This is a genomic window from Alishewanella tabrizica (assembly GCF_014652375.1).
In the GTDB taxonomy this organism is placed as follows: Bacteria; Pseudomonadota; Gammaproteobacteria; order Enterobacterales; family Alteromonadaceae; genus Alishewanella; species Alishewanella tabrizica.
Genome location: NZ_BMYR01000007.1, coordinates 201,366 through 219,948, shown reverse-complemented (window position 1 = coordinate 219,948; position 18,583 = coordinate 201,366). Strand labels below are relative to the sequence as shown.

The following is an 18,583-nucleotide window of genomic DNA, read 5'->3' as shown; positions in this document are numbered from 1 at the left end:
AAATATGAGGTGATCTATGTCTTCAATTAATTTCTTGGGTGCTGCATCTGGCCTGCCACTTGACCAGTTAGTTGGTACCTTTGTTGATGTTGAGCGCAAAACGAAAATGGCTCGCATTGAGAAGACAAAGTCAAGCTTAAATGCGTCTTTATCAGGTGTAGGTCAATTGAGATCGGCCTTATCTGGTTTTTTAGACGCGGCAAAAAAGTTAAGTGGTGAAAGTTTAAAAGCCAGAGAAATTAAACTAACTCAGCCTGAGGAAGGCAAAACCTTTATTCAAGCAACGGCCAAAAATACCGCTTCGGCGGCCTCATTTGATATTAAAGTTAATCAGCTTGCTAAAGGTAGCCGTATGGAAACGGCAGATGCGCTTTTTGCAAGTTCAGACGCCGTAGTATCAACAACTGACGGAGAGTTAACCTTTGAAGCGGGCGATAAGAGCTTTACTGTTGCGGTAACCGCTGGCATGACACTTAACCAACTAAGGTTAGCAATTAATGATTCGGCAGATAACTTTGGGGTAAACGCCAATATTCTAAACGCCGGTGGAGCAGTCGGCACTAAGTTAGTTTTAAACTCGAATGTTACTGGTACTGGGAATGATCTGGTGGTTAGTAATAATAATGCTGAGTTAGACAATGTTTCATCAGTTGCTACAGATATTACTCCAGGTGCCACTGCTGGATTAAATTTAGCTGCAGCTGCACAAAATGCAGAAATAGAGCTTGATGGCATAGCAGTGTTTAGCAGTACCAATACTTTTGAAGACGCTGTTCAAGATATTTCATTAACGGTGCTAGATGTAACACCTGTGGGCAAAAATGCGCGTTTACAGGTAGCAACAGATAAAAAAGCTGCAGAAGAAAATATTCAAAATTTCATTAAAGGTTATAACACCCTTGTTGATCAAATATCTAGTCTTACTCGGAATAGGATTATGGGTGCAGATGGCAGTGTAACTCTTGATAGCGGTGCGCTTGCTGGAGACTCAATGCCCAGAAATATTTTGAATCAAGTGCGCAGTATATTGGGTAGCACTGTAGATGGTTCATCGGATCAGCTTAATAGTCTATTTAGTTTAGGTATTACCTTAAACAAAAGCGGCAAGTTAGAAATTTCCACTAGCACCGAGTTTAATAGTGAAACAGGGAAGATGCGTTTTGATAAGGCGCTAAATGAAAATTACGATGACTTAGCTAAATTATTTGGTGGTGAAAATGGTCTTGTTAAACAATTAGATAATTTAATAACCGAATATACCAAGTCAGGTGGTTTGATAGCCAATCGCCAAGAAAATATTCAATCTAGATTACGTGAAAATACTAAAGCTTCTGAGGCTGCCAGCCGATATATAGCTAACTATGAAGAATCGCTGAGAAAACGTTACGCTGCATTAGATACCTTGCTTGGACAAATGCAAAGACAGCAAGCCAATGTAACTGCAGCGCTATCCAGTCTTCCTGGTTTTACTGTAAACAAATCTAGCTAAGGAAATTAATTATGAGTTATGGTATCAAAGCATATAAAGCGGTTGGTGTGAAAGATGATCTTGCTATTGCCGATCCGCATCGTGTGATTCAACTCTTAATGCAAGGTTCTTTAGAGAACATGGCCAAAGCCAAGGGCGCAATTGAACGAAAAGATTATGCTACTAAAGCTCAAGCTTTTGGTAAAGCAATCGCAATTGTTAGTGCGCTCAAAGGTTCTTTAGATATGAAGGAAGGTGGCGAAATATCTCAGAATCTCGACTCGCTTTATGAATTCATGATTAATCACCTAACATTGGCAAGCAGAGAGCAGAGTATCGCTAAAGTAAACGATGTAATGGAATTAATGCTAACTATTAAATCTGCTTGGGATCAAATCTCTGTAAGCGATAGAGAGCAAGGCTATAAAATGCGGGAACAGTTAAATCCTGTTCCACAACAACTCGCTGTTGGTGCTTGATGTCATCCAAAAATGATGCTTTGACAAGTGACGAGGAAGTAGGTTTGTCAAAGCTGCATAAGTTACAACAAAATTTGTTAGATAATTTTGCTAGTCCTAATGTTGATCTCGTTTCTTATTCCACAGAGTTTACTGATATTGATCTCGTTGAAATGCTCAGGGCTTGTTCAGTTGAAGAGCAAGCTTTGTTACTTCAAGAACAGTTAGTGTGGTTTGAAAACATGATTATTCTTATCAAGCGAGACAGGGAAAATATTGCAGCTGAATTGGAGAAAATTCAGTTAGCTAAGAAGGTTAAAGCAAGTTACCATAGTGTACAAAAAGGATGATATTGAGAATACTTTATGCTGCATTCTTGCATATTCCAAACAGAAAATCTTGCCACTGAATCACCCGAATATAAAAGTTTAGCACTTAGTATCCCTAAGACATATACGCTAAATAGATATTATCTTACTGATATATTGCCAGATCTGTCTAAAGCGCTAGAAGAAAACACCAATGATTTCTCAATTTTCATTAATAATAACAATAAAGCAAATATCGTCGATAACTCGACAAATCACGCCTTGTACGGGCTTGATGCTGAGGCTGAATGTGAAGAGGAATTTTTGGATTTTCTGAAACGAGCACCATACTTTTCACTTACAAACGCATCAGGCATAGAGCATGATTTAAAGAATGCAGACGTACTTTTAGTTTTTGGTTTGGGACTGGGGTTTTCACTCAAAAATATAATCGAAAAAGCTAATGTAAAATTTGTCATTCTATATGAACCGCGTTTAGATATTCTAAAATGTTCAATGTACACCTTAGATTGGCAAGCATTACTTGAACTTGCAACCAAGCGTGGTATTTATGTCGGTCTGCAAATTGGAAATGCTGGCACTTCTTTAGCTGAACACCTTACAGAAATTCTGACAATACAGCCTAACATAGAAAAAATTTACTATTACAGGCATCTCTCCCATCCTGTGTCAGATGAAGTGATTCATTTCTACAATCAATTCTCGGGAGATAGCGTAAAACTCTTAAGATCTGGTCGGCAGTTTATGGGGTTTGACCAAGCAGAGGATTATATCCCAGTTAGAACTCAATCAATGCTTGGAAATAGCTCTGTAATTGCTTTCGAGAATGATTCAACGCTATTTAGTATGAATTTAGATGTGTTTAAAAAGTACTTCCCTGGACTTGCCAAATTAGCGGAAAATTACCAGCCTTCTCGCTGGCAGTTAGTATTAGATAAAAGTGGTACTCCAAATTTATATCATTTTAAACGACACTGTATGTTATATCGGCATCTTTATCATGACTGTGATAATGTAAACAGACGTTTTTTTAGCAGCGAGATGAATATTAATACGCAAGTTAAGCAAAAAGTACCCTATAAGCTTCGACACTATTTGCATTACCAAGCAGTAAGTAAGCTTCAACAAATAGAAGCACAATATAGTAGTAGGTTATCAATTAATCCCGATTTAATGTCAACAGTTGTTATTTCCGGTTGCGCTTTATCCTTATCCTTCGAAGCGTTGCTAAGCAAAAGTAATTTAAAGAATATTTTTATTTTTGAACCTGAGACAGATTTTTTCTATGCTTCACTCTTTGTATTGCCATGGCATACTCTTTTAGAGCAACTGGATAAAGAGGGACGAGAGTTATACCTTAATGTCGGCGGCCGTAAAGCAGATTACTTTGATGAAATATTACGGCAGTTTTATCGGGTGGGAGCCTACGCTCTGGCCGAAACCAGTTTTTGGTTAAATTATACAACACCTGATCTCAATAATATATTTTCTTCCTTAAAGCAACAGTTAAGAAGTGTTCTTGCCTTAGGCGATTATTTCGATCATGCCAAATATGGTTTAAATCAAACATTAAGTAATTTTTCATCTGACGCGCTCTTTATGATAAACGTTCCTGTAAGTCTTGCTATAAGTGACATGCCGGTATTTGTTGTTGGCAATGGCCCTAGTTTAGATGAGACTTTAGCGTATATTAGAAGTTATCAAACGAAGGCAATTATAGTCAGCTGCGGCACAGCTTTAAAACCTTTGCTGGATTATGGGATCATCCCAGATTTTCACGTTGAGGTTGAGCAAAATGCTTCAACTTATGATCACTTGCATAAAACCTGTGACAATAAATTATTAAAAAAGGTTTCCTTAATTTCTTTTTCTAGTATACATCCTGCAACAAGAGCGCTTTTTGAACAATCATTTCTTATTTTCAAAGAAAGCGAAGCGCCGACGATAGTTTTTAAGCATGATGTTGATTTAGTATTAAATAAGGAGTTAAGTGTTATTCCTTATGCTTTTCCTACTGCAGCAAATTTGGCTATCAGTTTTTTGTTAAACTTGGGTCACAAGCAACTCTTTTTATTTGGTGTTGATTTTGGGCAGGTTGATTCACGTTATCATCACTCAAAAAAATCAATCTATTATACTAAAGCAGGGGATGAAAGTTACGATTACCGTAAAGCTAATCCGGAACAAATATGTGTAAGAGGAAATTTTAAAAATATTGTATATACTAAATCTGAATTTGACTTGGCTAGAAAAATATGCCAGATGCAGCTTAAGGAATACCTTGGTAATGTCGAGGTTTACAACTGTAGTGATGGGGCTCTAATTTTGGGAGCTGTGCCCTTATTGCCAGAAAATGTTTTAGTTTCAAAAGTAGTTGATAAAGCCGGGTACAAGCAGAATTTAATAAAGAATGTTTTTGTTAATCTAGGTAAATTGAATCAATCTTTATCTAAATTCAAAAAAGGAGTTTTGACAGATGATGAAAAAAGTTTAGTTTTAGATTGGGTAAAAATGTTGTCTTTAAATACATTTGATGTCTTAGAAGCTAAAATATTTTTAAAACAACAATGGTATCATTTTGAGCATGTCGTTACCACTAGCAGAGTTGTATTTTGCTTGTACTATAGTTCAGTAGCTTATTATTTTTCTCGATTTACTAATCTTATGAATGTACATGATGAAACTATTTCTCAAAGTAAAAAAGTTGCAATGCTAAATGAGATGTTAATAGTTCTTAGGTGGTTCTTAAAAGAGTCAATCAGTCATTTTGATACTGATGCATTGGAATGTTGTAATGCAGTCTTGTTTGAAAAGCATGTTGAGTTTTAGTCTTAGTTTTTGTTTTATTTTTAGTTTTATACTTTTAGCTTGATGAAGTTGAGTTATATAATTTACGTTATAAATAATGGTCGGTATTGTTTTTATAAAATGCCGTTTATTCAAATGCGTGAGTAGTAAGATACATGCAAAATATATGAAACTTTCAATTATTATTCCAGCTTTTAAAGTTGCTCCATATATCTTTGAGTGCTTGCTAAGTGTTCTTTGTCAAAAGACAAACTTTGACTTTGAAGTTATCGTATGTGACGACGCGTCAACGGATAGCACTTATAAAATAATCAACTATCTAGCAAGCAGTTATCCGAATCTTGTGGTGCTTAAAAATGAGCTTAACCTTGGTTTAGTTGCGACAATGAAGCGGTTGCTTGAGAGTGTTAAGGGACAATATATCGCTTATTTGGATGGTGATGATGTAGCTTTACCGGGTAAGTTACAGCTTCAGGTTGACTATTTAGATGCCAACCCATTATGTTCAATGGTTTACCACGAGTCTGATATGTTCGATAGCGTGAGTGGTAATACTATAAAATATTATTCTAGAGACTTTTATAATGCTCATTATATCCCTCAGAAGGCAACAATTGACCATCTGGTGAAATATACGGTTTTTTTGCAAGCCAGCAGCATAATGTTCAGGCGCTACCCAGCTTTTATTGATGCCTTAGCGCATGGTAATAACATCATCTGCGATTACCCTTGGCATATCAGGAACATTGGTTTGAATCCTGGTACTATTGATAGAATTGATAATGTGTTTGGTCGATATCGCGTTCATAATAGCAGTTTCGGTGGGCAGACACAGTGCAATCCTAACAGGCGAATTCAAGTAACGGATGAATTAATTCATGCCTGTAAACATAGTCAATTTTTTGGGGTAAATGAGGATACAGTTCAATTTGGCATCAATCATATTTATTTTTCCGCCGCCTTGTATTTTTTAAAAATGGGAATGGTTGAACATTTCCAGTCAATGCTTGGAAAATCTGCAGAGAAAGAGTTGTATTTTGATAAACGGCACGAGTTTGCTTTAAAGCATATCAATGCGCCCGAAAAAGTAATGCAACATTTAGGATGGCAAAATGGATGATTTCAAAGCGATAGTTATTGGTGCTGGATTATCTGGTGCCGTTATGGCGGAGAGAATTGCCTGCGTATTGGGTTGGAAGGTTTTAGTGCTGGAGCAGCGCTCTCATATTGCGGGAAATTGCTTTGATCAGAAGAACGATCAAGGGATCACAGTACATCAATATGGCCCACATCTTTTTCATACATCTAGGCCAGAAGTTTGGGAATATTTGTCACGCTTTACTGACTGGCATCCCTATCAGCACAAAGTCTTAGCTGAAGTTGCTGGTAAGTTAATTCCATTGCCTTTTAATTTAAACTCTCTTCACTTAGTCTACCCTGCGGAACAAGCTATTGCTCTTGAAGCAAAGCTAGTAGCCTTATACGGAGCAGGTAATAAGGTTTCTATTACTAAGTTGCGTGAAACTGAAGATCCTGAATTAGCGCAACTGGCTGACTGGATTTACAACAATATTTTTGTTAATTACACCATGCGGCAATGGGGTATAAAGGCTGAAGAAATTGCACCTGAGGTGCTTGCTAGAGTTCCGGTGGTTTTAAGCCGTGATGATCGTTATTTTCACGACAACTACCAGGCGATTCCAGCTGCAGGTTACACGGCACTGATTAGCCGGTTATTGTCACATCAAAATATTAATGTGCAGCTACTGCAGAATGCTTTGCAAAGGATCAAACTGGAACAGGGGCAAATTTGGCTGGATGGCGAACTTTTTAATGGCAAACTTATTTACACCGGTATGCTTGATCAGCTGTTTGCTTATCAGTTTGGTGAATTGCCTTACCGATCGTTAAAGTTTTTATTTCGGCAGCTTGATTGCCCTTATTTTCAGACGGCAACCACCGTTAACTACCCTAATGCGCCTGACTTTACCCGTATTACCGAGTTTAAACATATTCTGGCTGAACCATCAGATAGTACCACCATCGTTACTGAATACCCTCAGGATTACGATAAAAACGATCCACAGAGAAATATTCCTTATTACCCGGTATTTACTGGGGATAACCAGCAGCGGTTCGAGAAATACAAAGCGTTGTCGGCACAATATCCACAGCTAACTCCTCTTGGTAGGCTGGCAGAGTATAAATACTTTAATATGGATGATGCAGTGGCTAATGCGTTACAGTCTTTTACCGAACTGCAGAAAAATTGTGTTTAGTATGAAAGCTGATAAAGTCAGGTTCTTCAGATTTATTCGCGACTTAAAGCTTACTGAAGTAGAGGAAGCCTCTTTAATTGAGTCGTCAGTTAAAGGTGAGGATGGAGACTACTGGCTGACACAGGAATCCATAAATAGCTTTCTTGCTGGCTACGTGCGAGAAAGAAACATCTCACTGAGTAAAGTAAGCTACAAATATCCAGATTATATGGAGTCCGCAGGCTCAGGTTGGTTATCAGTTTTAAAAAAACTCTATGAAATGCCTGCAGCTTACCCTGCATCTTTATCTCCAGCTCAGGGAGAATTGCTCAAAGTTATATTGGCAAATATTTCTGCTAAAACCGTGGTTGAGATTGGTTGTTTTATTGGCATATCGACATTATGGCTGGCGGCTGGTATGGCAAGTTCTAATGTAAGGGGACGATTATATGCTATCGATACCTATGTCCCCAAATTCCCTTGGCCGCCATTTCATTACTCATGCATTGTCAATCCTAAATCCTTGATCAAAGAAGCAATTAAGAGTGCAGGGTTTTCAGACATTATTCATTTGATCGAGTCTGATTCTAAAAATGCTGCTAGCCGTTTTGATTCATGGCTTGGTTATAATGAGATTGACCTGTTATTTATTGATGGTGACCACAGTATCAGTGGATGCAAATCCGATTTTGAGTTATACGCTCCTCATGTGGCGGTTGGTGGTTATATTATTTTTCATGATATTTTTCCAAAGTATTGTGGACATGAGGGCCCAAGATTTGTGCTTGATAACTTTGTTGTTAACGCCCCTGAGCAATATCAATTAGTTGAAATGGTGACTGCGCCCACTAATTACGGTATTGCAATAGTTAGAAAACTAAGGGGATAGTTATGTCAGCACCGCGAGTAGCCGCTTTAATGACAACCTATAATAGCGCTCAATACGTAAGGGAAACAATTGATAGCGTATTACATCAGACTTTTGATGACTTTGAATTTGTTATCGTAGACGATGGATCTACAGACAGTACTGTAGAAATTATTAAAAGTTATCATGACTCACGGATAAATCTTTTTTGTCGTAAAGAAAATAAAGGAGTTGGCTATTCACTGCAGCACGCGCTAGATTTTGTAACGGCTCCGTTTATCATTAAAGTCGATTCCGACGATATAAGTCATCCAACTCGATTTGAAAAAATGGTAAGTTTTTTGTTGGATAATCCTGACATTTCACTGGTAAAGTCATATTTTGAATATTTTGCTGACTCAGATGATGTTGTTAGCAGCGAACGTTTTGTTGCCCGCAAACGAGATGCTAGGCTTATTAACAGCATCAATACCGAAGCGCTTATAGCCGAGCATCTCCCGCGCTGGCTTTGTGTGGAACACACTACCTATTGTGCCAGCACAGAAGCTGTTCGTTCAGCCGGTTATCCGAACCAGCGCCTCTGCGAGGACTATGCACTATTTTACAAAATGCATGAGCAGGGAAGACGAATGGCATGTCTTCCCGAAGTTCTGGTGCAGATGCGCTTAAGTAACAACTCAGTGACGGCTGCGCTCGATGCTGAAAAGCTGCGACTTTGGTTTGGTTATTTGCTGGAATTTAAGTTGCCTAGGTTAGAAAGGTTGGCAGGATCTGCAAGGAAGTTGGCGATATATGGTTCAGGTGGTTTAGCCCGGTTGTTGTATAAGCTGCTAAGTGAGGCTGGTTTTGAGGTGCTCTGTTTGATAGAGCAACAGGCCACAGCAACTTTGACGATTGGCCAAACGCGGGTTGAAGTCAGAGCTTTGCAGGACTGTTTGGGTAAAAAAATCGTTATTGCAGCACAGCCTGTGCGCTTATCCGTGATGCAACAATTAAGTGAATCGGGCCTCCAGGAATGGCGTGATTTTATGGTGATAGCTTAATGAAAGTTTCAATTATTACAGCAACATTCAATAGTGAAACCACTCTAAAGACCTGTCTTGACAGCGTGGCGAATCAAACCGCTGTAGCAAACATTGAGCACATTATTGTCGATGGCAGATCAAAGGACTCTACGCTGGCTTTGGTTAATCAGTATCCGCATATCAGTAAAATAGTTTCTGATAAAGACAGAGGTATTTATCATGCTTTTAACCGTGGCGTCGCTTTAGCTACTGGTGATCTGGTTTACTTTTTGAATTCGGATGATTCTTTATATGACGAAACAGTAATTGCTGAAGTTCTTGCTGAATTTACATCAGAGACAGACTATTATTGTGGAACTATCTTTTGTGTCAATGAACAAACTGGAGAATCCTACTTCAGCATGACCCAAAAAGATGATCCAATTAATTTTAAACCCCGCCATCAGGCTTTTTTTTGCCGCCGTGAACTTTTTGATAAACATGGACCTTTTAATGAGTGTCTAACGGTTGCGGCAGACACTTTTTTTATGAAGAAAGTCATCCAAAAAACCAAAGGTATCTTTACTCAGCGAACTGTGGCTCGTTTTAGTCTGCAAGGGGTAAGTTCTAATGATACGAGCATAACTCATGTGCTTGCACAGGATACGATGGTGGATAGCCTGCTAGAACTGAATACAGCTCATTCTCAGTTGCCGGAAATGCTAGCTGCGCAGATTCTGAACCTATCACTGTTAAAAAGATTAATGCTGAATATGTTGCAAGGCCATATAGAGTTGTCTGTTTTGACGGGGAAACGCCTTGCGATATTTGGTACCAGGGAGTTGTCTCAGATTTTTTATCATTTTTTAAGCCAAAAAAATATTCAGGTGATAGGTTTTGTTGTGTCGTCCGCTGATAATCTGCCGGAGTATGCTAATGTTCCGGTTATGAGTTTGCAAGATCTGGTGCTGGCGGCTCCGGATTTTGTGCTCAATTGTATTGAAGGTGCCCATGAGGACGATGTTACCCAACGTATTATTTTGTCTTGCCCTGGCGTTAATGTATTAAGCTGGCGTGTTTTCTGTGTACGTCAATCTTCTAATCCACAGTAAGGGCGCCAACAACTATGAAAAAAGCCTTAATTACCGGAATTACAGGACAAGATGGTTCTTATTTGGCAGAGCTGCTGTTAGAAAAGGGCTATGAAGTTCATGGCATAAAAAGACGTTCTTCACTGTTTAATACGCAAAGGGTTGATCATATTTATCAGTCCCCTCATGTTGAACATCGTAATTTTATATTGCACTACGGCGATCTTTCCGATTCGTCAAACCTGACCCGCATCATTCAGCAGGTTCAACCTGATGAAGTCTATAACTTAGGTGCGCAAAGTCATGTTGCCGTTAGTTTTGAATCCCCTGAATACACTGCAGATGTTGATGCTATGGGCACTTTGAGGCTGCTAGAGGCCATCCGCTTGCTTGGTCTGGAGAAGAAAACCCGTTTTTATCAGGCATCAACTTCTGAACTATATGGCTTGGTACAGGAAACGCCACAGCGGGAAACTACGCCGTTTTACCCGCGCTCCCCTTATGCAGTTGCCAAGTTGTATGCCTACTGGATTACGGTTAATTACCGCGAAGCTTATGGGATGTATACCTGCAACGGTATTCTGTTTAACCATGAATCTCCACGCCGTGGTGAGACTTTTGTGACCCGTAAAATCACTAGAGGACTAGCCAATATTGCTCAGGGGCTCGATAAATGTCTCTACATGGGGAATATCGATGCGCTACGGGATTGGGGTCATGCTAAAGATTATGTTTATATGCAATGGTTGATGTTACAGCAGGAACAACCTGAAGACTTTGTTATAGCTACTGGCTTGCAGTATTCGGTTCGTCAATTTATCCAATGGACGGCGGAAGAGCTGGGTATACAGCTGCGGTTTGCAGGCGAGGGTGTTGATGAAGTCGCTATTGTGGAGTCTGTGTCTGGAGAGGATGCTCCTGCAGTGAAAACCGGCGATATTTTATTGCGCATTGACCCTAAATATTTTCGCCCTGCAGAAGTAGAAACTTTATTAGGGGATGCCAGCAAAGCCCATGCTAAATTAGGTTGGAAAGCGCAAATAGATACCAGGACTCTGTGCAAAGAAATGGCTCATCATGACTTGAAAGAAGCGAAGCGTCAGGCTTTTTTAAAACAAAATGGTTTTGACTGTGCTATGAGTACCGAGGGATGAGAATGAGCAGACGTCGTATTTTTGTTGCTGGGCATAAGGGCATGGTGGGTCGCGCTTTGTGTCGACTACTGGAGTTACAGTCAGAAGTCGAACTGATTACTGCAACCAGAGACCAACTGGATTTAACTGACCAATCAGCAGTGCAGCAATTTTTCCGGCGTCAACAGATTAACGAGTTTTATTTAGCGGCTGCCAAAGTAGGGGGGATATGGGCCAATAACCAGTTTCCAGCAGATTTCATTTATCAAAATTTAATGATTGAATGCAATCTTATTCAGGCAGCCCACCAGGCTGACGTGCAAAAATTGCTATTTTTAGGTTCCAGCTGTATTTATCCAAAATTATCACCGCAGCCTATTGCTGAATCAGCGCTGTTAACAGGACCTTTGGAACCAACTAACGAGCCTTATGCTATCGCAAAAATTGCTGGTATTAAGTTATGCGAAAGCTACAACAGACAATACGGTAGGGATTACCGTTCAGTCATGCCGACCAATTTGTATGGCCCCTATGACAATTTTCATCCGCAGCACAGCCATGTTATCCCCGCATTGGTAGGGAAACTCCATCGAGCTATAGTCAATAACGAGCCTGAAGTCAGGATTTGGGGAAGCGGTAATGCACGGCGTGAATTTATGCATGTTGATGATTTAGCCAGCGCCTGCCATTATTTGATGAGCCTGCCGGCAACCAGTTACTGTGACGGTTTAGAGCCGATGTGCTCGCATATCAATATTGGCACAGGTGTTGATTGTTCTATTCGGGAGCTGGCGGAGTTGCTCAAACACATCACAGGCTTTGATGGAGAGCTGCAGTTTGATACTGCCGCCCCGGAAGGGACCCTTTTAAAGAGATTGAATGTCGACCGGTTATCTGGGCTTGGTTGGACTGCAAAGATAGAACTCAGTCAGGGGTTAAGCGAACTGTGGAGTTGGTTTTGTCAGCAAAACCTGGCCAAGTAAAGTATCGCCCATTCTGAACAGTATATTTTTTATTTTGCTTTGCGGAGCTCAGGTCGATGAGTGAATTTAAGAAAAGTATCAGTTTATTCAAAAGCCTGAGGGAATCATTCATTCCGGCGACTCGGTTCTATCTGCTTTCTGCATCGACGACTGGCTGGTTGCCTAAACTGTCACGATTTATAAATAGAAAATTGTATAAGCTTGGTTTAGGTGCCGCGTTAAATCGATACGACAACAGTTGGACATTGTATTCTTCTGCAGCTGATGCCCGCCTTTACAGTCGTTTCGCCAATAATGATGTGTTTTGTAATTTTGGTTCCGGTGCATTCTTTCATTACCGTTGGCGTAATTATGATTTTCCGGGTCAATCTAAGTATTATCAGGCTGTTCAGGGACTGGCAGGCCGTGATTACGAATCGATAGATTTATGTGCAGCGAATTTGCAACTTCCGTTGGCAGACAATTCGGTCGCACTAATTTATTGCTCGCACACCCTGGAGCATCTCGAATCTGACAGAGCAATTGACTTCCTCCGCGAGTGTTATCGGGTTATGAAGCCCGGCGCGTTGATGAGATTGGCAGTTCCTTCAACAGATAACGACCAAAGGATACTCTCGATCGTCGCTAGCCAGATACAGCTTTCAGACGACGTAAAACAGCAGCTGGCGTTAGAGGTATCCAAACATTTGCTGACGGACTCAGTACATCATGACGGCCGGCAGCTATTCACATTGATGCAACTGTCCGATTTCGATGCCAGAAAGTATTATGAGTCGGCAGTTGAGATGGGTATAAACGCAGAGTTTTCGGTTGCAGATCCTGGTCGGCACATTAGCTATTGGGATTATGTAAAGCTAAACGAAGTTGCGCGGGACTTGTCTTTCCGAGCATGCATTCCGTGCTACAGAGGCGTATCGCTGGAAGAACCTTTCTTGAACCTGCATGTATTTGATACAACAGAGCCTCATGTTTCATTATATATTGAGCTTGTGAAGTAAAGCTGCGGCTAACCTATACTCATTAAATTATTGCAAAACGTTGCAGTCGTATTGTTGGGATGGTTATGATGATAGCCACAGTTTTATATCTTTTCGAATTGATGTTATATAGTTTTTTATCTCATACTGGAATGCAAAAGATGCGACCAGAATAAGCTGGATTTCTGCTGCAGATACATCTTCAGGATTTCTGATCTCTATACCATCGACATTATTTTGAGACTGATATTTTCTATCAAAAACGCAAATTGGTTTCAAGCCAACGGCTGCAAGTAGTTTGATTAGCGTGATACCGACATCGCCTGCGCCGTAAATTGCAAAATTATTTTTGTAGGATGTTGCGAGTTTCAGCATCGAACCAATATCATTGAGCATGACTTCTCTTGCCCTATTCTTCTCAATGGCTAATTGTTCTTTGTGTTTTTTCATTTGAACATTTTGGTTATACCAACCAAGTAAAGTTGCTATCTCGCCAGGTTCCTTTTTATACTTTTGTCCTAGCTCAGTCTGGGCCCATTCTATATGCTGATTAGCGAGCTTTGGATGCTCGCAAAAAAGAAAAGGAACCAGCTTCCTAATAAAGGCTTCTTCTGTATGTTTTATGTTAAATTCCATGAGTTCAGGATTCGCTTTGGCATAAGGATCTTTTTCAATGTTGTAGTGAGAAAAATCTGAAAACTCGCCATAGATAGACACTTTTGCCCCGCAATAGGCAGCATAAGGTAAATGAGAGCCGACAGTATTTGTTGTCACATATTCAAAGCATGAAAATATTTTCTGTAATCTGGTGAGTGCATTCACTTGATTCGCACTGGCACCGATAATCATCGGGAATTCATATTTTTTGAGCAGCTCCGGCCAGATGCCATTTTCAAAACATGAATGATGAATACAAAACACAACCGCATCGAACTGATGACGGATCTTATCTATTTGCTTGATATAATTTTCTTCGTTACCAGTGCTAGGGATGTATGGCAACGTATGTGGTGGCATCACCAGCAGTGTATTTGGGATCCTTAATGAATGTTCAACAGCATTTGCATAGATGAAGGGGAGTCCAACGGCCGTAGCTTTTATATTATGTGTCGCGAGGAAATCGACATGTGTTTGTTGGCCTAATAGAAAATGTGCGTCTTCACTACCCCAAACAGTGAGTTGTCGAACATACTTTATAGGAAAATGTACCCAGCCGTGTCTCCATCCTGCCAGACTAAACGGAATATCCGTCAGACCAAGTTGCTCAGCAATTAATCGTGCTGCGCCATAATAATTGGCTTCAGTAAAGAATTGCTGATCTGCATTTTGATATTCAGGGGCCGGAATCTTATTCAGTATTATTTCAAAGAGTTGTTGTTCCATTCCAAGTGCCTTCTGCGTGTATCTGGAGATCTTCTACTTTTCTCTACAATAACGTTATAGTGATAGAAAGTGTTATTGAGGATAGTCACTCTTTTATTATATAGCTCGGTAATACATAGAATGGGTCTTTTTGAATTTTCAAACCTGTTTGTTTTATGAAGTTATCAACAGCTAACGTTGCTCCTTCTACAGCATTATAGTCATCGATCACTATTACACCGCCAGGAACAATTCGATCATACAGGAGATCTAAAGCAAAGCTGGTGGGTTCCTTAACATCCATATCTAAATGGAGCAAGGCAATCCTGGTTGATGGAAATTTTTCCAAGTGCGCAGGAAGCGTATCGAAAATATTTCCTTTTATAAGTTGGATGTGATTGAAAGATTTATGCCTAAGTATTTTTTCTACCTCATTGACCGATAATCCTTCACCGCCGATCCCTTCAAATTCGCCAACAAATTCAAGATCAGTTTCCATTGTTAAATTCTCAGTCGGAAATTTTCCGAAAGCGTCAAATCCAACTATCTTTCTAGAATAGTCATTTTCCAGAATGTGGCGAAAAGTTGCGAGTCTGATTAACGAGGCTGCTTTAAATACGCCTAGTTCTATGATGTCACCGGGAACACGAATTATTCTTTTATAAATTTCATACTGAGCAAGTAACTTACTGACTCGGGTGGGATGGCTAAACCAATAGTAAGCATTCTCGAAATCAAAAACATTTTTGGAATTCAATCCGCGTATTACTAACTCTTCTGCTTCATTTGAGTTTGCATTCATTTTTCAGTGGTCCATAACTTTATCATGGGCATACAGTTACCCGGCACTAAGTCATATTTGAAGTGACTCGTTTATGTATATCATTTCTGCTGGATGAATCATTAGAAGCCATATTGTTCCAGAAGCTCAAACGCTGACCAGAATCCTTCCCCGTCATTTTTGTGACCTTGCCATATTTCCGGAATAAAGGATGCGGTAGGTGCCAGTTGTTCGAGCTGACGGGCAAGATCTGCGAAGTCAATTTCACCCTCACCAATTTGTAAACCTTCACCATCCACACCATCGGCATCAACAATGTGCAAATGAGCGGTGTATGGAGCAACTTTTTGGACAAATTCACTAAATGACTCTTTATGTAGGTTACAGGCCAGTTTTGAGTGAGACACATCAAGGCAAACCCTGACACCGTGCGCCTCGCAAAAAGCTGTAGTATCGTCAGCCGTCAGAAAGAGATTATGGTAACGTTGCCCTCCAAAATGCCAAGGGTAGGGCGGCATTGTTTGAGGGATAATCTCCACACCCAGGCTTCTGACCTGTTGAAAGGCATCTGCAATTAGTGCGTATTTATCCTGACGCTCAGTGTCCGGCATAAAATGATCCAAAGTAAAGCCGCCCGCATTGACGACAATCATTGGTGTTCCGCTACGATGGAAATATGGCTTCAGGCTAAGTGTCGTATCTATGACTCTTTGCAACTCTGCTATTGACCTTTGACGGTAGAGTTTGTCTGACGAGCAAAGGTCCATGATGTGATCACCGCCAAACAGTTCAGGGCTATGGACTATGAAATCCAAATCATATCCATCAGCCAACAAAATTGACTCCGGTTTGATTTCTAAGTCTTTGTAGCTGAAATGAAACTCAACCAAGTTGAAGTTTGATTTTTGCAGCATTGCGGCAATGTCATGATACCTTACAGGCACACCGAAAGGACGCTTAAAACTATATTTGCGGGCTTTCTTTACATGGTCATTTAGATCAGAAGGATAAAAGAAATCACCAGCATCTATGTTACGCTGTGCTTTTTTTCCAATCAGGAATTGTTTTTGATAAGGAGCAAGTCCTTTGCCTGGGCTTCGTATCTCTACATCTGCCGCTTTGATAATTTCACCAGCGACAATGACCCTTCTACTTACCAGACTTTTGCCCAGAACCTCCCGGTTCATCATTTCTCCCTGAGTGATTTTCCGTTGCTCGGCATGCCCGAGTGCCTGTTCTGTTTCGCGGATCCCTTGTACCATTTGACAAAACTCAGCTGGCAGCAGACTGACACGGTGGTCATTTCCCTCCATAGTACGATCCAGAGTGAAATGCTTCTCTATGACCTTAGCACCAAGTGCGACAGCCGAAATCGCAACTGCTATGCCTCGTTCATGGCCTGAATAACCCACAAAGCCATTGAGACTCAATTCTCTAAGACGATGCATATACTTGAGATTGATATCTTTAAAAGGTGCAGGATATGTTGAATTGCAATGTAGCAATATGAAAGGACATCCATATTTTTTTAATAACGTCACAGCATCTTTAATTTCAGACTCGGTCGACATTCCGGTCGAGCACAGTAAGGGCTTGCCTATCTTCGCCAAAAGTTCCAGGAAATCGTGGTTAGTCAGGTCCGCGGATGCCACTTTATATGCAGGCATACCGTAATTTTCCAGCGCCTCCAGGCTGGCTGAATCCCACGGAGTGCATAGAGGGATGATTCCTTTTTCTTTACAGTAATCAAAAACCTCAAACATCTCTTTAAGGCTGAGTTGGAACTTCTTAAGAAGGTCCAATGTGTATTCGGCTCCTAAATCTTCACCGGTAGCGAAAGAATTTGTTTTACGGTACACATAGTCCATATCGCGAAGCTGAAACTTAGCACAGTCTGCTCCGGCATCAATCGCTTCATCGACCAGTCTCTTTGCAAGTTCAATACTACCATTATGATTGTTTCCGATCTCTGCAATAATAAAAGCTTTGCTCTTCTCCGATATTGAAAAGTTAGAGATCTCAATGTATTGAGATTTATATGATGCTATCCCAACTAATCGCCCTTGCTTATCCAGTAAAGGTACAAATTCAATCTTTGAAGACAGCAAATTTTCAATATGGCTTGAAGGCGTGTCTTCATAAGCGTAGATAAAATCTGTATTGATAGCTTCTGACACTGGGAGCGTTAAATCAAAGTGTGTTGTTTGCAATAACCAACGTCTGACGTCTCCGTCTGTAAGAACACCTTCCAGAACACCATTCTGAGCAAGAGCAAATACAATACCTGATCTGTTGTTACTAATTTTGTAAAGTGCATGGCCTATTTCATCATCTGTGAAAACAATGTGTCGAGTAATGTTCTTTTCAATAATCATAAGCCATTCTTCTTCATCAACTGCTCGACAATATTAAAGTCTGTCAATGAATCAATTTCCCAAGACTCTGCTTCATGCATACAGAACATAGCAATTTTTCCGCCGAGTCTGTTTTTAAGCTGGTTTAGTATCGAAAGCTTTGTCAGGTATATCGATCCATTTTCACGATACTGCCGTTTCTCAGTAGGAATATCCTGCCTCCTTTGCCGATTCATATAATCGTATAAAGCTTGCGGTTCTTCCGGTGTGCTCCAAAAAAAAGCATGGCTCTCACACACTGATACTAGTGAATCAGCTTGCTGATCGATAAACAGTTCGATAGCTTTATCTAGGCTGTTTTTAAACCTCAAAGGTGATGTAGGCTGCAACAATACTATTACTTCGTCAGGATTGTTATTCAACCAGTTTTCTGCAGCATGTAGCATAACAGCTTCGGTCGAAGTTGTATCTTCGGCAAGATATGATGGTCTCAGGCCAGGAACAATTGCGCCCGCCTTTTCGGCGATCGATGCAATGATAGGAGAGTCGGTAGATACCAGAACTTTACTGATCAGCTTGCAATCCAGAGCCTGTTGTATACTCCAGACAATCAACGGACAGCCATTGATCTCTCGAATATTCTTATCCACAACACCTTTAGAACCGGCTCGTGCGGGAATCAACGCTGTAAACTTCATGGTCTCTGCTC

16 protein-coding genes are annotated in these 18,583 nt (G+C 40.3%); 12 read left to right on the top strand and 4 right to left on the bottom strand.

Translation table 11 applies throughout. The features are described from left to right. Nucleotides 1-16: 16 nt before the first annotated feature. The 12 genes from fliD (at nucleotide 17) to IE070_RS09820 (ending at nucleotide 13,398) form a co-directional block, all read left to right on the top strand. Complete coding sequence (gene fliD, locus IE070_RS09875) at nucleotides 17-1,489, top strand: flagellar filament capping protein FliD (protein WP_189482967.1); 1,473 nt, start codon at nucleotides 17-19, stop codon at nucleotides 1,487-1,489. A gap of 11 nt (nucleotides 1,490-1,500) precedes the next feature. Next, nucleotides 1,501-1,947: a flagellar export chaperone FliS gene (gene fliS / locus IE070_RS09870; RefSeq protein ID WP_189482965.1), complete on the top strand. Its 447-nt coding sequence runs from the start codon at nucleotides 1,501-1,503 to the stop codon at nucleotides 1,945-1,947. Then, nucleotides 1,947-2,276, top strand: a complete 330-nt coding sequence (locus IE070_RS09865) for a hypothetical protein (protein ID WP_189482963.1) — start codon at nucleotides 1,947-1,949, stop codon at nucleotides 2,274-2,276. Before fliS ends, IE070_RS09865 begins: the two co-directional genes overlap by 1 nt. A gap of 15 nt (nucleotides 2,277-2,291) precedes the next feature. Next, nucleotides 2,292-5,084, top strand: coding sequence for a motility associated factor glycosyltransferase family protein (locus IE070_RS09860; protein ID WP_189482961.1), 2,793 nt, complete (start codon nucleotides 2,292-2,294; stop codon nucleotides 5,082-5,084). 145 nt (nucleotides 5,085-5,229) lie between these two features. Further along, nucleotides 5,230-6,183 (top strand): glycosyltransferase family 2 protein, encoded by a 954-nt coding sequence (locus tag IE070_RS09855; protein WP_189482959.1) that lies wholly within the window; start codon nucleotides 5,230-5,232, stop codon nucleotides 6,181-6,183. After that, a complete protein-coding gene (glf, locus tag IE070_RS09850; protein ID WP_189482957.1) occupies nucleotides 6,176-7,342 on the top strand; it encodes a UDP-galactopyranose mutase in 1,167 nt (388 codons plus the stop codon). The genes IE070_RS09855 and glf overlap by 8 nt, the downstream gene beginning before the upstream one ends. 1 nt (nucleotide 7,343) lies before the next feature. Further along, entirely contained in the window at nucleotides 7,344-8,210 is an 867-nt protein-coding gene (locus IE070_RS09845) for an O-methyltransferase (RefSeq protein WP_189482955.1), read from the top strand. 2 nt (nucleotides 8,211-8,212) lie between these two features. Beyond that, entirely contained in the window at nucleotides 8,213-9,232 is a 1,020-nt protein-coding gene (locus IE070_RS09840) for a glycosyltransferase family 2 protein (RefSeq protein ID WP_189482953.1), read from the top strand. Then, a complete protein-coding gene (locus tag IE070_RS09835; RefSeq protein WP_189482951.1) occupies nucleotides 9,232-10,305 on the top strand; it encodes a glycosyltransferase family 2 protein in 1,074 nt (357 codons plus the stop codon). Before IE070_RS09840 ends, IE070_RS09835 begins: the two co-directional genes overlap by 1 nt. Nucleotides 10,306-10,319: 14 nt before the next feature. Continuing rightward, nucleotides 10,320-11,438 carry a GDP-mannose 4,6-dehydratase gene (gene gmd, locus IE070_RS09830; protein ID WP_189482949.1) on the top strand — a complete coding sequence of 373 codons (1,119 nt, stop codon included), beginning with the start codon at nucleotides 10,320-10,322 and terminating at the stop codon, nucleotides 11,436-11,438. A 2-nt stretch (nucleotides 11,439-11,440) separates the two neighbouring features. Beyond that, entirely contained in the window at nucleotides 11,441-12,400 is a 960-nt protein-coding gene (locus IE070_RS09825; protein ID WP_189482947.1) for a GDP-L-fucose synthase family protein, read from the top strand. A gap of 56 nt (nucleotides 12,401-12,456) precedes the next feature. Further along, complete coding sequence (locus IE070_RS09820) at nucleotides 12,457-13,398, top strand: class I SAM-dependent methyltransferase (protein WP_189482946.1); 942 nt, start codon at nucleotides 12,457-12,459, stop codon at nucleotides 13,396-13,398. A 63-nt stretch (nucleotides 13,399-13,461) separates the two neighbouring features. On the opposite strand, the gene IE070_RS09815 is transcribed toward IE070_RS09820, so the two are convergent. From IE070_RS09815 to IE070_RS09800, 4 genes are all read right to left on the bottom strand, one after another. Then, nucleotides 13,462-14,760, bottom strand: coding sequence for a hypothetical protein (locus IE070_RS09815; protein WP_189482944.1), 1,299 nt, complete (start codon nucleotides 14,758-14,760; stop codon nucleotides 13,462-13,464). 85 nt (nucleotides 14,761-14,845) lie between these two features. Continuing rightward, nucleotides 14,846-15,541, bottom strand: coding sequence for a TylF/MycF/NovP-related O-methyltransferase (locus IE070_RS09810; protein WP_189482942.1), 696 nt, complete (start codon nucleotides 15,539-15,541; stop codon nucleotides 14,846-14,848). Nucleotides 15,542-15,642: 101 nt separating this feature from the next. Then, the gene (locus IE070_RS09805; protein WP_189482940.1) at nucleotides 15,643-17,895 is read right to left on the bottom strand and encodes an N-acetylneuraminate synthase family protein; all 2,253 of its coding nucleotides are present in this window, start codon (nucleotides 17,893-17,895) and stop codon (nucleotides 15,643-15,645) included. Continuing rightward, a complete protein-coding gene (locus tag IE070_RS09800) occupies nucleotides 17,892-18,572 on the bottom strand; it encodes an acylneuraminate cytidylyltransferase family protein (protein ID WP_189482938.1) in 681 nt (226 codons plus the stop codon). The genes IE070_RS09805 and IE070_RS09800 overlap by 4 nt, the downstream gene beginning before the upstream one ends. Nucleotides 18,573-18,583 lie beyond the last annotated feature (11 nt).